Source organism: Anabaena sp. AL09, from assembly GCF_001672255.1.
GTDB classification, from domain to species: domain Bacteria; phylum Cyanobacteriota; class Cyanobacteriia; order Cyanobacteriales; family Nostocaceae; genus Dolichospermum; species Dolichospermum lemmermannii.
The window spans coordinates 1-15,849 of sequence record NZ_LJOQ01000096.1 but is presented as its reverse complement, the minus strand read 5'-3'; the positions used below and the strand labels follow the sequence as shown (position 1 = coordinate 15,849).

Below are 15,849 nucleotides of genomic sequence, written 5' to 3'. Positions count from 1 at the left end.
TATCGGAGAAATCCCGGCTCCCGTGAAACAACGGTTAGGTTTAAGTCCTAACGGCAGTAGGACGAGAAAGAGCGATTAATGGCAGGTTGTGGAGCGTACCGGATCTTGGCTGAGTGATGGCCTCTGAAAGCACCAAAATGATAAAAGTAGCTAGAAACCTAAGCTGGACTTAGAGTAACTAAGTAGGCGTTGTTTGACGAACGCAGCGAGAATTAGACTTTGGGTACTCCCTAATCTCAATCTGTCAGCAGAATCTCAGCAGCTAAAGCCTCTGAGAGTGTCAATGACTCGGTATTTGGGAACGTGATTATGCAAAACCCAGCGATTAGAAATCGCGGCTACGCAGGCAAAACCCACCTTCGTGGGTTAAAAACCTTGATTTTTCATTAGTCCACGTATCCCTTAGGAGACCGCAGGAATAGGTGGACTTCGTTTGTGTAGTAGCGAATTATATTCGCCATAAACTTTTCAAACATCCTCTAACGAAAATTTATCAGAAAATTTAAAAAATAATTATCTTTTTTAGAAATATTCGTGATAATATTTATTTTGGGTCTTTGTCTCTTGTTCAGAGTAGCAAACAATTATCGTGCTAAAAATACTAGCTAAAATTGTTTTAAATAATACAAATCACTTAGAGACTGCTATGATACTGTTAGGGGTTAAAGGTGAAATTCGCACACCCTATCCTCATCTCTAAAATTTTGGATTTTGGGGTTTGAATCTAAAATCTCAAGTTCCTGTGGTTGCCAATGAATAAACAGCCAAAATACAGGAAAAAACAGATATATTTTAGGAATTGTCAAATGGGCATATAGTGAAAATAGACTAATTTTGGTGAACGATCAGTATCAGCCAAGAATAGGAATAGCAAGTATGGTGTAAGCCATCAGCAAAAAAAACTGCAAACTTCAAAACGATTGAATTTACAGGTTCTTCTGGATTAAGGTAGTTTTTTAACAGTGCATAAACAAATAAAAAATAAATAGGCATTGGTAGCACAGCTTTGACTAAATGTCAAGCTAAAATTGTTATCTTTAAACTTTGGTAATTATGTATTTTTTATCCAGTGCCAAAACTGAGAAAATTTCCCTCTAAGCAGTAATAACAACATCTGTACCTCAACATTTCAGGAATAGAGTATGAATCATCAACCATCAAATCAGGGTAAGCAAATTACAGTGTTAGATACTAATTTTCCAGATACATATCCAGGACAAAAGTGGCTAGTAGAAGAAAGGGATGCTTGTGGAGTCGGGTTTATCACCCATCGTCAAAATATTGCCAGTCATGAAATTTTGGCTAAAGCCTTAACTGCTTTAACTTGCTTAGAACATAGAGGTGGTTGTAGTGCTGACCAAGATTCTGGTGATGGTGCGGGGATATTAACAGCGATTCCTTGGGAATTATTAGCACAAGAAAATAGTAATGCAATTGATTTTTCTCATCTGAGTAATATGGCTGTGGGGATGATATTTTTTCCCCAAGACGCAACAGCCGCCAAAGCTGCTAAAACTGCATTTGAGCAAATCGCAGCAGAAGAAAAATTAAATATACTGGGCTGGCGAGTAGTTCCAGTGTGTCCAGAAGTATTAGGGGTGCAAGCTAAAGAAAATCAACCCCAAATAGAACAGGTGATCATTTATTGTGCTGATAAAAGCGGTGATGAACTAGAAAGAGAATTGTATATTGCCAGTAAACGCATTATGCAAGCGGGAAGAAGAATTTCTGAGGATTTCTACATCTGTTCCTTGTCTAGCCGGACAATTGTTTATAAAGGCATGGTGCGTTCCGCTGTCTTGGGGGATTTTTACGAAGATCTCAAAAATCCGGCTTTTAAAGTGGCATTTGCGGTATATCATCGCCGATTTAGTACCAATACCATGCCTAAATGGCCTTTAGCCCAACCCATGCGGCTATTAGGTCACAATGGAGAAATTAATACCCTATTGGGGAATATTAATTGGATGATGGCACGGGAAGCTACCCTTAGTCATCCGATTTGGGAAGATAGGTTTGACGAACTCAAGCCATTGGTAAACGTTAATAATAGCGATTCCGCTACTTTAGACAATGTACTAGAGTTATTGGTGCGTTCGGGACGCAGCCCCTTAGAAGGGTTAATGATGATGGTTCCTGAAGCTTATAAAAATCAACCTTCCTTGGCTGAATATCCCGAAATTGTGGATTTTTATGAATATTATAGCGGGTTGCAAGAATCATGGGATGGACCTGCACTGTTAGTATTTAGCGATGGTAAAAAAGTTGGGGCGACATTAGACCGCAATGGTTTAAGACCTGCACGTTATGTCATTACCAAAGATGATTATATCGTTGTTGCCTCCGAAGCTGGAGTTGTAGATTTCCCGGAAGAGAATATTCTCGAAAAAGGTAGACTTGGACCTGGACAAATGATTGCGGTGGATTTAAATACCCAGGAAATTCTCAAGAACTGGGAAATTAAACAACGCATTGCTAAACAGCATCCCTATGGGGAATGGTTGCAACAGCATCGCCAAGAATTGAGTAAATTAGTGAAGGGTCAGTCTGTAGTTAATGGCAATGGTAACGGTAATGGGCATTTGTCAACGAACAACGAACAACTGACCACTGACAAAATTGATCCCCAAGTTTTATTACAACAGCAAATTGCCTTTGGCTACACCATAGAAGATGTGGAAATGGTGATTCACCCCATGGCCAGCACTGGTGCGGAAGCAACTTTCTGTATGGGAGATGATATTCCTTTAGCGGTATTGTCAGAAAAATCCCATTTGCTGTATGACTATTTTAAACAGCGATTTGCTCAAGTTACCAATCCAGCAATTGACCCTTTACGGGAAAAGTTGGTGATGTCTCTGACGGTGGAATTGGGTGAAAAGGGGAATTTATTAGAACCCAAGCCAGAATACGCCCGCAGACTCAAGTTGGAGTCTCCTGTACTGACTCAAACAGAGTTGGAAACTATTAAGTTGTCAGGATTTGCAACGGCTGAATTGTCAACTTTATTCCCCATAGCCACAGGCCCAAATGGTTTAAAAACGGCTGTGGAATCTTTGCAAAAACAAGCTGCGGAATCGGTGCGGGCTGGTGCGAAGATTCTCATATTAAGCGATGCCTTCGGCGGGCAGAGCCAACGCACGGGTACAGGCTTGTCCGCTGAATATACCTATATTCCCCCTCTATTAGCCATTGGTGCGGTTCATCATCACTTAATCCGTGAAGGGTTACGGATGAAAACATCCTTAATTGTGGATACAGCCCAATGTTGGAGTACCCACCACTTTGCTTGTTTGTTGGGTTATGGTGCGGGTGCGGTTTGTCCCTATATGGCTTTAGATACTGTAACTGCTTGGTGGCATGAACCTAAAACTCAGCAGTTTATGACTAGGGGCAAAATTGCCACTTTGACTTTAAACCAAGCCGGAGAAAATTATCGCAAAGCTATAGAATCGGGTTTGCTGAAAATCCTTTCTAAGATGGGAATTTCCCTACTTTCCAGTTATCAAGCAGCGCAAATATTTGAAGCTATTGGGATTGGTGGTGATTTGTTGGCTTTGGGTTTCCGAGGAACAACTTCCCGCATTGGTGGTTTAAGTGTGAGTGAGTTGGCACAAGAGGTGCTATCGTTCCACTGTAAGGCTTTCCCGGAATTGACGGCGAAGAAGTTGGAAAATTTAGGTTTTGTCCAATACCGTCCCGGTGGTGAATACCACATGAATAGCCCAGAATTGGCGAAGTCGCTGCATAAGGCTGTCAATGGTAAGCAGTATGACCATTATGAGGTTTATAAACAACATCTGCATAATCGTCCGGTGACGGCGTTGCGTGATTTGCTAGACTTCCACAGCGAGCGCTCATCAATTCCAATAGATTCGGTAGAATCAGTTAATGATATTGTTAAACGTTTCTGTACCGGGGGAATGTCTTTAGGGGCGTTATCACGAGAAGCACATGAAACTTTAGCGATCGCTATGAATCGCATTGGTGGTAAATCTAATTCTGGTGAAGGTGGAGAAGATCCTGTTCGTTACAACGTTTTAAATGATGTGGATACGGCTGGTAAATCTGCGACGCTTCCTCATCTCAATGGGTTGAAAAATGGTGATACGGCTGCAAGTGCCATTAGACAAATTGCATCGGGACGGTTCGGCGTTACTCCCCAATACTTAGCTACAGCCCAACAACTGGAAATCAAAATTGCCCAAGGTGCAAAACCAGGAGAAGGTGGACAGTTACCCGGACCCAAGGTAAGCCCCTATATTGCGATGTTGCGCCGTTCTAAGCCCGGTGTAACTTTGATTTCTCCACCACCACACCATGATATTTATTCCATTGAAGACTTAGCCCAGTTGATTTTTGACTTGCACCAAATTAACCCGAAAGCCCAAGTTTCGGTGAAATTGGTCGCAGAAATTGGAATTGGGACAATTGCAGCAGGTGTGGCTAAAGCTAACGCCGATATTATCCAAATTTCCGGTCATGATGGTGGTACTGGTGCATCACCGCTTTCTTCGATTAAACACGCAGGTAGTCCCTGGGAACTGGGTTTAACAGAAGTACATCGGGTCTTGATGGAAAACAGTTTGCGCGATCGCGTCATCTTGCGTGTAGATGGTGGTCTGAAAAGCGGCTGGGATGTCCTAATTGGGGCGTTAATGGGGGCGGAGGAGTTTGGGTTTGGTTCGATAGCCATGATTGCGGAAGGCTGCATTATGGCGCGGATTTGCCATACTAATAATTGTCCTGTGGGGATAGCTTCTCAGAAGGAAGAATTGCGGAAACGGTTTACCGGCATTCCTGAACACGTTGTCAACTTCTTCTACTTCATTGCGGAAGAGGTGCGGAGTCTGTTGGCTAAATTGGGATATCGTTCTTTATCAGAAGTAATTGGCCGCGCTGATTTATTAACGGTGCGTTCTGAAGTCAAACTGAATAAAACCCAAGCTTTGAATTTGGATTGTTTAACTAAACTACCAGACACAAAAACTAATCGTAGTTGGTTAGTACATGAAGAAGTTCACAGTAATGGACCAGTGTTGGATGATCAGTTACTAGCAGATGCAGATATTCAAACGGCAATTAAGAGAAATGGCACAGTTAGTAAAACCGTTACCGTCGTCAATACCGATAGAACCGTCGGTACAAGGTTAACGGGAGCGATCGCATCTCGACATGGTGACAACGGCTTTACAGGGCAAATAAACCTGAATTTCCACGGTAGTGTGGGGCAAAGCTTCGGCGCATTTAACCTCGATGGTGTGATTCTCAACCTGGTAGGGGAAGCTAACGACTATGTAGGGAAGGGAATGAACGGTGGGGAAATTATTATTCAGCCCCCAGCAAATGCCACTTATGACCCAGCAGAAAACGTGATTGTGGGGAATACCTGCCTTTATGGGGCGACTGGTGGGGTGTTATTTGCCAATGGTTTAGCTGGAGAACGGTTTGCGGTGCGGAACTCTAAAGGTACAGCCGTGATTGAAGGGGCTGGTGATCATTGCTGCGAGTATATGACTGGTGGTGTGATTGTTGTTCTGGGTAAGGTTGGCCGCAACGTGGGTGCAGGAATGACCGGCGGATTAGCTTATTTCTTGGATGAAACTGGTAATTTCCCTGATTTAGTTAATCATGCCATTGTCAAGGTGCAACGAGTTGTAAGTGATGTGGGCAGACAACAATTGTATGATCTCATTAAAACTCACGAGCGTCGCACTGGTTCACCTAAAGCCCAGGAAATTATCGCCAATTGGGCAGAATATTTACCTAAGTTCTGGCAATTAGTACCACCTTCTGAAGCTGATAGTCCCGAAGCGAAAACTGAGGAAAAACAGTTAAGTTCTGTGTAATTTGTCTGAATCAGGATTTACAGGATTTACAGGATTTAATGAAATACTTTGTTTGTATTTATCCTGTTCATCCTTTAATTCTTTTTTGTCTGAATCAGGATTTGCAGGATTCAAGGATTTACAGGATTTAATGAAATACTTTGTTTGATTCTGTTTATTCTTTAATTCTTTTTTGTCTGAATCAGGATTTACAGGATTTAAGGATTTACAGGATTTAATTAAATACTTTGTTTGTATTCATTCTGTTTATTCTTTAATCCTGGTTATCCTGAATCAGACCTTTTCTGTATTTATCCTGTTCATCCTTTAATCCTGGTTATCCTGATTCAGACATTTTTCTTGTTTGTATTTATCCTGTTTATTCTTTAATCGGTGGTTATCCTGAATCAGACATTTTTCTTTAAGGTTTCTGAGATTTCTGGGATTTTTGGGCAACTAAGTGTGGATATTGATCTTGCATTTCTAACAGTTCGGGAACAGTGACAAATTCATAACCCTGTTTACGGAACTTACTAATGATTTCAGGTAAGGCTGTGACAGTATGAGAACGATCACCACCACCATCGTGCATTAACACAATTCCACCAGGTTTAGCTTCCCTAAATATATTGTTAATTAATCTTGGTATACCAGGACGAGAATAGTCCATGGAATCAGCAGACCACATAATAATGGCATATTTATTACTTTTGGCGTAAGCTGCCACCCCATTACTCATAATCCCTCCTGGTGGCCGGAACAGTCTGGTTTTCACCCCTGTAGTTTGATAAATGATGTCTCCTGTATTAGCAACTTCGTAAGCCGCTGCCTGGGCATTCATGTGATGATACCAATGATGCCAGGTATGGTTAGCGATAATATGACCTTCTGCAACTACCCGTTTTGTTAAGTCAGGATAAGTTTTGACATTTTGGCCAACAACAAAGAATGTGCCTTTGATCTTATTTTTTTTGAGAATATCTAATACTTTTGCCGTACTATTAGGCCAAGGGCCATCATCAAACGTTAAGGCAATAACTTTTTTTCCTGGAGGAAGTTTAGCTTCGCTAATCACAATCCCTTGGAAGTTAGATGGTACATCAGTAGCAAACCCTTTGGCTTGTGCTTCTTGTTGCCAACTGGTGAGCATTTCTGTTTTAAATTCCTCTAACCGCTGCTGAGTTTTGACATTAGCAGCAATATCTTTATTTTTAACAATGACGTTTTGGTTTTGAGCATCAGAGATTTTGGCTTTGAATAGAATCATCAAAGCGATGCTTAAAGTACCAGTTAGTCCAATTAATCCAATTAATATTCCCTGCGTTCCCAAAAATGACTTATTATTTTCCACAGTGTAACTCCTTCAAGGGGTGAGCAACCAATGATGGTAGTGATGGCTCTGACGGTAGGTTATAACACATTTTTCTAAAAATTGAGGATGTATTTAGGTATTCACGTATATTGTGTTGCTTGGACTCATGATTTACTATTAAAGAAAAAGTTATTTTTTCCTCAATGCCATGAGTAGTTAGATGATAATTAACTGAATATAGTTTCTCATTGGTGAATGATATTTGGTAGTTACGTTAGCTACTATTCTAGCCTTGAGCGGAGATATTTTTATCACCGATTGATGACTTTTCAATGTTAGTTTATTTTGTCTTGAGTTTATTTTTTCCAAACTACTAATATCACCCCAGTGACAATCAAACCTAATCCAAAAACACGGGTTAAAGAAATAGGTTCTTTTAAAATAAAGTACCCCAGGAATACAGAAAATATATAACCAACTGATACGGCTGGTGCAGCAACACTCAGATTGACTCTGGTTAGTAGTAAGATATAGGCTACTGCACCAATACCATAACAGGTTAATCCTAATAAAAGTTCCGGGATGGTGATCATGTTGAGAATGAGACTAATAATATTCCCTCCATGCACTTTACCTAATTTGATTGCTCCCATTTTTAAAGAAAATTGTCCTGCTACACTGATGAGGACGGAGATTAACAGTAAAATAAATTCTGGTATTGACACTGAATATTACCTTAACTTTATTGATTGAATATTATGCTTTGGTGCCATACCTTTGCCTCAAAATCAAACCAGATTTTTATATTTCAGGTTTTTGTAAACCCTCCAGTTTCCTTTAATGTATAAAGAGGACGACCTTTTACTTCTTCGTATATTCGGCCAATGTATTCACCTAAAATCCCAATACAAATTAATTGAACTGAACCTAAGAAAAACATGGAAATTGTAATTAATGTGTAACCAATTAAGTGAGATACTGGGGCAAAGATTCGCCAATAAAGCACTAATATTATCATAATCATAGCGATCGCAGCGGAGATAATCCCTAAGTAGGTTGCTAGTCTCAAAGGAACTGTGGAAAAAGAAATAATACCATCAATTGCTAAAGATAAAGATTTACCAAAGGTATATTTTACATCTCCTGCAAAGCGAGGGTTTCTTTCAAAAAGTACAGAGGTTTGTCGAAAACCTACCCAAGCACGTAAACCGCGAATGTAGCGATTGCGTTCAGGCATGGAATTGAGAATATCTACTACTTGTCTATCCATTAAGCAAAAATCTCCTGTATCCACAGGAATATCAACTTTAGCCAAGCGTCGAAGAATGCGATAAAAAAGATATGCTGTCAAGCGTTTTAGTCGGCTTTCTTGTTGACGAGATATTCTTTGAGCATATACTACTTGATATCCTTGATGCCATTTTTCGATCATTGTTAAAATTAGTTCTGGTGGATCTTGGAGATCGGCATCCATAACAATGATACATTTGCCTTGGACAAAGTTCAAACCAGCGGTAACGGCGATTTGATGCCCAAAATTTCGGGCTAGACTGAGGTAATGGACTCGATTATCACGATGATGTAATTCGCGCATCATCTTTAAAGAGCGATCGCGGCTACCATCATCAATTAAAATTAATTCTACATCACCGTCTAACTGTTCCATGACTTGATGTAACCTACGATACATCTCAGTGATATTTTCTTCTTCGTTATAAATGGGGATAATTAGGGAGTAGATAGGCTGATTCATCATCATAATTAATAATTAAGTTTATTTAACATTTAATAATAATGCGTTCATTCTCACAAAAAGAATACTTTTTCGGCTTACTTTTGGCATCTTTAATTTTATGGTTGATAGGTTTGGGTAATTTACCTTTACGAGATTGGGATGAAGGAACTTATGCTATAGTCGCTAGAGAAATTTACCGCACGGGTAACTGGCTTTATCCTACTATACAAGGAGATCCTTTTTTATTAAAACCACCTTTGATGCAATGGTTAATTGCTATTTGCTATCATATTGGGGGAGTGCAGGAATTTACTACTAGATTTCCGGGAGCATTTTTAACAGCTTTAGGAGTTCCTTTACTTTACTTAATTGGACGTTTGGCTTTTAGAGAAAATTTACCAGCTTTATTTTCGGCTTTGGTTTATTTAACATTATTGCCTGTGGTCCGTCATGGGAGACTGGCAATGTTAGATGGGATGACTATTTCCTTTTTCTTATTATTGTTATTTTGTGTTCTCAAAGCGCGTCATGATAAAAAATATGCTCTTGGTATCGGGTTTTGTTTGGGTTTAATTACTCTCACAAAGGGAATGTTAGTGGTAGTTTTGGCAGGAATAGCAGGTTTATTTATTATTGCTAATAAACAATTAGCTTTATTAAAAAATCCATTTCTATGGATAGGAATGCTGTTAGGGAATTTCCCTGCTATTGCTTGGTATTTTGCCCAATGGCAACATTATGGTGATATTTTTTTGCAAGTGCATTTTCAATCTCAAGCTTTTGATAGACTGGGAAAAGCTGTGGAAGGGAATACTGGTCCGGTTTGGTATTATTTACTTGAAGTCATAAAATATGGTTTTCCCTGGTTATTGTTTTTGCCAGGAGGTTTATATTTAAGTTGGAAAAACCGTGATACTGCTTGGGGTTGTTTAACTCTGATTGGCACAATTGTTTATTTTGCCATAGTTTCTCTAATGGGTACAAAATTACCCTGGTATATTATGCCAGTTTATCCATTTTTAGCTTTAGCAATTGGGGCTAATTTAAGTTTTATTTGGCAGGGTGGGAAGTTTAGAAGTAAATTTTTGATGGGATTTTTCGGATTTTTAGTTATTGTTGGTTTAGCGGGTTGTGTTTATTTTATTATGTTTGATAAGCAGCCATTGTTAATTGTTATGAGTATTATTTTAGCAATAATTATGGTAATAATATCATGGTTAATTAATCAGCATAATCGGCAATTTATTTCTGTTTTATTTACGGGAATGTATTTAGTTTTAGCACTATTGATGAGTTCTCAATCATGGATTTGGGAGTTAAATGAAAAATTTCCTGTTGTCCCAGTGGCAACATTAATTAAGGATAATGTACCACCAGGAACACAGATTTATACTTCTTTTCCTGATAGTCGTCCTAGTTTAGACTTTTATAGTGATTGTAAAATTATTCCTGCATCTATTGCCGATTTACAGGATAAGTTTGTTCATAAATCTTATTTGTTGGTCGATAATGAGAATTTGCAGAAAATGAATTTAAAGCAGAGTAAGATTATCGGAGCAGCCAAGGGTTTTAACTTGATTGCTACGAATTAATTTTACTAAGCAGCCATATTTTTACTACTTTGTAAATAAATAAACATCATCGCGTTGATATTGTAACTTAAAATCAGAACGCTTTTTTAATTCTTTGACCAAATTACCATAATCTTCTGCTGTTGCTGCCCAACCAGGATGACGAACATTAAGTAATATATAATGAAATTGATTCAATTCATTAATACTATATTTAAAACTAATCTCTTGCCTATGGGTTAAATGTGGAGTAATTACATCTGTAGTCAGAACACTATCTTGAGTTTTAATTAAAGATATTGCTTCTTTGGTAGCTTGCCAATTATCTACAAAATTAAGATATTTGGAGATAAAGAAACCCCATTTACCTAAAATTAAAAACCAAATTAAAGACCACAAAAGAATCGCTCTTTTTTGTTTTAGCCATGCTTTATCTGCTGCAATACTGGCAATTAATGCTAATATTAAAAATGGAATTACTGGTAAAGAATAATGTAAGATTACATTTTTCTGAGAAGGATGATCAGCAAGTATATTTAATGCTAAACAAGGAATTGCACCTATTAATGATGTCATGTATTTGGGTATTAAACCCCAGATTACAGGCACTAATAAAAAACATAAATATTCTAAATTTATAGATGATAAGATATTGCTAATAATAAGTTGCGGTTGATATAGGATAATTTGTAATGTTTCCGAAAATGATTTTCCTAAATAGCTATAACGATAAAAATGTCTGTTGACTAATGTTGCTTCGCTGCCGAAAAAAGGGATGATAATTTTGTTAGCAATTAAAAACCATGCTATACCACTAATGATAGCGATTACACCATATAAACGCCGCTTTTCAAATAATAGTAACCAAACACCCATAGCTACTACTGTTAAGGAAAGTACCGCTTTACATCCCAACACTATCAAAACACTTACACAAAACCAAACTATTTTTTTTGTTCTTGCAGCTAAAACTGCTGTTAAAAGTGCAGGAACAGCAAGAGTATCTGGGTGAAAATCACACAAATTGCTGTTATATACCACTGGATAAAGTAGGTACACAGCCACCATTGCTATTGCTTGATTTTCTTTTAAACCTGCTTGTAGTGCCAGCAAATATGTAACAAAAGCACCTAAAGACAAAGCAACAGACTGAACTACAAACAACCAATAAACACTAGGATAGATTTTATATAGTAAAGCTATAGGATACAAAATCCAAGCAGCATGATCAGCCAAAACATGAAAACCAAGTACAGAGGAAAATGGTAATTTTGCCTGACTAATTAAGTAAACTGTTTGATCAAAAAAGGCTAAATCTCCAGATGAATTAAGTAATTCATGTCGGAGAATACTAGCTGTGAATAAAATTAAGGCACTAATGCCAACAATTCCATTAATATTATTTTTGGTTAGTAATTTTTCCACAATATAACTTTTTATTTATTGATGTTTAAAGAAAAAGCAGCTTTTGATTTGGTGTAAATCATATCACAATTTCGCACAACAAACCAAAGTGTAAAACCTAAAGGAATAGAAGATAATTGGATATATATAGGAGTTCCTAAATAACTAACAAATGATGCCAGTTGCACTGATATTGCTACCCAACGATATTGAGGAAAGTAAAAAGCAAAGATTATAGATAAAATATCTGTAGGATAAAAATATCTTTCGTGCATTTTTGGCAAGAGATACGGCATGAAAAATACGGATATTGTGGCTAAATATATCAGTCTGTCTTGAGTAATTTCTAATTTACTTCTATAAACAAGATATGCTAACAAAAATATCGCAGTTACAGTTAACAGTAAACCTATTGGCACAACAATATTATAATAATCGTTAGGAATCCATTGATAAAGATTAGGGACATTTTTAGCTAGTTCTTTATATTTATTAGATTGTTCAAAATATACTAAAAGCAATTCTTTGATTGGTCTACCAGCAATCCAAGCTGGCAACATTGCCCCTATATATACTAAAGGAATTATTGGTAAATAAAACCAAAATATTCTTTTTTTAATCAATAAGATTAATAATAAAGGTGCTAAAAACATCGCTTGTAATTTAAACGAAAGTGCTACACCAAAACTAATTAATGCGGGAATTTGTTTGTGAATAGATAAAAAGTAAATACAGGCAATTAATCCTGTGGTATAGATAACGTCACATTGTCCCCAAAGCGAACTATTATAAATTACAGTGGGACTTAATATAACAGCTAAAAATGCCAAATTTGCCATTCTACTAACGGGATATTTAAGTTTGACAATTTTATAAGTTAAAAATGCACAAATAAAGTCAACAGTCATGGCAAAAAGCTTGATTGCGAAAATTTTAGGTAATCCAGAAAGTAGTGTGGAAGCAATTAAAAGCCAGTAAAGATAGGAAGGTGTATAATCAGCAAAACCATATTTTAACGCACTAAATCCGCCATGAGATGCAATAAAATCATACCAAGGATCTAAAAAATATTTATAATCTACTGATTTATTGGGAACACAAACTAATCTGATTGTCACGGCGAATATAATACCAATTAACAAATATCTGGGAATTGGTAATTGGCAAGAGTTTAATATATGATCAAACTTATCTTTTATTGACTTCAATAATGTTTTGTGTGAATTATTCATGATTATTAATTATGATACTTTTATCTTTGTAAATTGTATTTTAAGAGAAATAGTAAATGCCGCACCATTATTGATTATTTACAAGTTGGACTATTATTTACGTATTAAAACTTACCATACTTTGGTTGAATCTCTCATGCAACAGATGAAAAGTATTAGAAACTTAATAGATAAAAACTTAATCAATAATTATTACTGATATGTTAAACTAACAGACATCGCTTTCTGATCAAAAATATGCAATTAATAGCAAAGCAATATTACACCCCAGAAGAATATCTGGAATTAGAAGCAACTGCTGACTACAAAAGCGAATACATTGACGGACAAATAATTCCTATGGCTGGTGCATCTATAAATCATAACCGCATTACAGGTAATTTTTCTGCTGCACTAAATTTTGCCTTTAAACAACAAGACAAATATGAGGTTTTCAACAGTGATATGCGTCTATGGATACCCCAAAGATTAATATACACTTATCCAGATGTGATTATTATTGCAGATGAGCCAGAATTTTTCAATAATCGCACAGATACAATCACAAATCCCCAGGTAATTATAGAAGTATTATCTAAATCTACCAAAAGTTATGACAGAGAAGATAAATTTGCAGCTTACAGGACAATTCCCACTTTTCAAGAATATCTGTTAATTGATCAAAACCGAATTCATGGAGAACAATTTTCCAAAACTGGGAAAAAAAGATGGAATTTGCGTGAGTATGATGAAGAAGATGAAAACATATCTTTGGAAACGGTATCTTTTGAGATTTCCTTACAAGATTTATATAATAAAGTTAAATTTCCTCATATAAAATCCGCAGTCGAAAATTCTACATCTTGATATTCTCCACTTTAAATATTTCCTCCTATCCTACCCAAATTTCTTGAGCAAAACCTATTGCCAATTTACCAAGTAAGGTGATAAACAAACCCATAACTAAATAAGCTTGACGCGGATAACGAGATAAGCAGACACCAATAGCTGCACTCAGAGGAACGATTCCATAAGCAAGACGACTTAAAGAAATTGTGCCACCAGAGGCTAAAAGTAAACCAATACCACAAAAACCATAAACTACCATAACTGGAGTTAATTGCTGACGGAAATACCATAAAAGGTAGGTACTACCTAATATCATAGATACATTCAGTAAATTATTTATTAATCCCTGATCGGCAATTATTAATGATAATATGATTATCGCATAACCAGCATAGAATATCAATGGATTGAAATATTTTCGCCAATAGAATAAACAAGAAGAACTAATTACAATTAAACCAAAAAATAGCGGATACCAAAAGTCTTTAATCCCGCCTTCATCATTCTCAACCCAACCAAAATACCAATTGTTGCCAAAGGGAATTTGCATAAACATATTTAACCAACCTTCCCAATCAAAACCTAAGGAAGGCCGCCATCCTTTTTGTGCAGCAATAAAGGCTAAAAAATCATTAAAATTCAATTTACAATAGACACTAAATATTAACAACCCTGTGGCAGATAATAAACCTGCAATATAGGCAGTTAATGGTTTATTTTGTTTCCAAGCAGTAATTAAAAATGCGGGAATTAATGCCATACCTGTAGGACGTGTTGCTGTGGCCATTGCCCCACAAATTGCTGTCCAAACATATTGTTTTTGATCAAAGGCACGTAAAGCGATTGTACTCAATAACAAATACAATCCTTCTGTATAAATTACCCCCGTAAATAGAGACATAGGACAGTAAGCCATGACAGAAATTGTCCAATGGGCTGCGCTGATACCACATTGTTTTTTCACCCAAGAATATAAAAAATAAAGTGTTCCTAGAAATGCTAAATTATTGATAATTAATCCAGCTAATTCAAAAGGAAACCCAAATTTCATGAAGATAAAAATGCTGACAGGAAATAGGGGGAAAAATGCCAAATTATGTTGCTTGCCATCATCAACAAATTCGTAACCTTCAGTGGAAATTGCTCGATAATGGACACTATCCCAAGCATCAAAAATTCCCCAGCCAAAATGAGGCGTAATCCCATCTTGTAATGCTGGTAAATTGGGGGCAATCAATAACATAGCAGTCCCAATAAATATGCGACTCACAAGCCACATAGACGCAGGAAATAAGAAATCATCTGTCCAGATAAATTTGGCGATGGCTGCGACGAGCGTAGATATCGCCATTTGCGCTTTAACCATAGGCTTATGCTTTTTTCTGACTTTGAGATAATGACAATGTTAGTTTTAACTGTTTTGCTTACATCCCCACCCTCAATGTACTGATATGGTGGGGATGTAAGCAAGTCAAAAACGAAACGTCTGGATAATTAATTTTCAACAAAGTTGAAAGAAATTATTTGGACAGTTGAGTTTTTGACAACTATATTTTATTTATGCCAAATTATCAATGTATTTCTCGACAAAGTCAGCAGATTCAGCAACCATTTGTCTGTATTGAGAATATCAGTGATGGAATTAGATAATAGCAGTATACTATAGATAAACCAAGGGGGTGATTGATGATGGCATTACGGAGAGCAACTTTCCGACTATATCCAAATAAACAAGTCAGTGAAATGTTGTCCTACCACCGCCAACTTCACAAAGATTTGTATAATGCTGCTGTATCTAACCGCATTACTTCATATAAAAAGTTTGGTAAATCTGTTTCTTACTTTGAACAACAGAACTGTTTACCGGATTTCAAAGAAGTCTGGATAGAATATAAAGTCATTAATTCTCAAGCATTACAAGCCACATTAAAACGGGTTG

At 36.9% G+C, this 15,849-nt stretch carries 9 protein-coding genes and 1 pseudogene; 4 read left to right on the top strand and 6 right to left on the bottom strand.

Annotated features, from left to right (window positions below; genetic code table 11):
• Nucleotides 1-1,142: 1,142 nt before the first annotated feature.
• A complete protein-coding gene (gene gltB / locus AN490_RS19425; protein ID WP_300006533.1) occupies nucleotides 1,143-5,849 on the top strand; it encodes a glutamate synthase large subunit in 4,707 nt (1,568 codons plus the stop codon).
• A gap of 400 nt (nucleotides 5,850-6,249) precedes the next feature.
• On the opposite strand, the gene AN490_RS19420 is transcribed toward gltB, so the two are convergent.
• The 3 genes from AN490_RS19420 to AN490_RS19410 form a co-directional block, all read right to left on the bottom strand.
• Nucleotides 6,250-7,179, bottom strand: coding sequence for a polysaccharide deacetylase family protein (locus AN490_RS19420; RefSeq protein ID WP_300006532.1), 930 nt, complete (start codon nucleotides 7,177-7,179; stop codon nucleotides 6,250-6,252).
• 317 nt (nucleotides 7,180-7,496) lie between these two features.
• The gene (locus tag AN490_RS19415) at nucleotides 7,497-7,865 is read right to left on the bottom strand and encodes an EamA family transporter (protein WP_015078111.1); all 369 of its coding nucleotides are present in this window, start codon (nucleotides 7,863-7,865) and stop codon (nucleotides 7,497-7,499) included.
• A gap of 83 nt (nucleotides 7,866-7,948) precedes the next feature.
• The gene (locus AN490_RS19410) at nucleotides 7,949-8,893 is read right to left on the bottom strand and encodes a glycosyltransferase family 2 protein (RefSeq protein WP_300006574.1); all 945 of its coding nucleotides are present in this window, start codon (nucleotides 8,891-8,893) and stop codon (nucleotides 7,949-7,951) included.
• 41 nt (nucleotides 8,894-8,934) lie between these two features.
• On the opposite strand from AN490_RS19410, the gene AN490_RS19405 reads away from it, so the two are divergent.
• Entirely contained in the window at nucleotides 8,935-10,467 is a 1,533-nt protein-coding gene (locus AN490_RS19405; protein ID WP_300006531.1) for a glycosyltransferase family 39 protein, read from the top strand.
• 24 nt (nucleotides 10,468-10,491) lie between these two features.
• Here AN490_RS19405 and AN490_RS19400 read toward each other — a convergent pair whose 3' ends face one another.
• Nucleotides 10,492-11,871: a DUF2079 domain-containing protein gene (locus tag AN490_RS19400; RefSeq protein ID WP_300006530.1), complete on the bottom strand. Its 1,380-nt coding sequence runs from the start codon at nucleotides 11,869-11,871 to the stop codon at nucleotides 10,492-10,494.
• Between the two features lie 11 nt (nucleotides 11,872-11,882).
• Nucleotides 11,883-13,082, bottom strand: coding sequence for a hypothetical protein (locus tag AN490_RS19395; RefSeq protein WP_300006529.1), 1,200 nt, complete (start codon nucleotides 13,080-13,082; stop codon nucleotides 11,883-11,885).
• A gap of 237 nt (nucleotides 13,083-13,319) precedes the next feature.
• On the opposite strand from AN490_RS19395, the gene AN490_RS19390 reads away from it, so the two are divergent.
• Nucleotides 13,320-13,928: a Uma2 family endonuclease gene (locus tag AN490_RS19390; protein WP_300006528.1), complete on the top strand. Its 609-nt coding sequence runs from the start codon at nucleotides 13,320-13,322 to the stop codon at nucleotides 13,926-13,928.
• Nucleotides 13,929-13,953: 25 nt separating this feature from the next.
• Here the strand turns inward: AN490_RS19390 and AN490_RS19385 are convergent, their stop codons facing one another.
• The gene (locus AN490_RS19385) at nucleotides 13,954-15,276 is read right to left on the bottom strand and encodes a hypothetical protein (RefSeq protein WP_300006527.1); all 1,323 of its coding nucleotides are present in this window, start codon (nucleotides 15,274-15,276) and stop codon (nucleotides 13,954-13,956) included.
• A 323-nt stretch (nucleotides 15,277-15,599) separates the two neighbouring features.
• Here AN490_RS19385 and AN490_RS19380 point away from each other — a divergent pair.
• Nucleotides 15,600-15,849: pseudogene (locus AN490_RS19380) on the top strand (RNA-guided endonuclease TnpB family protein); the annotation flags it as partial.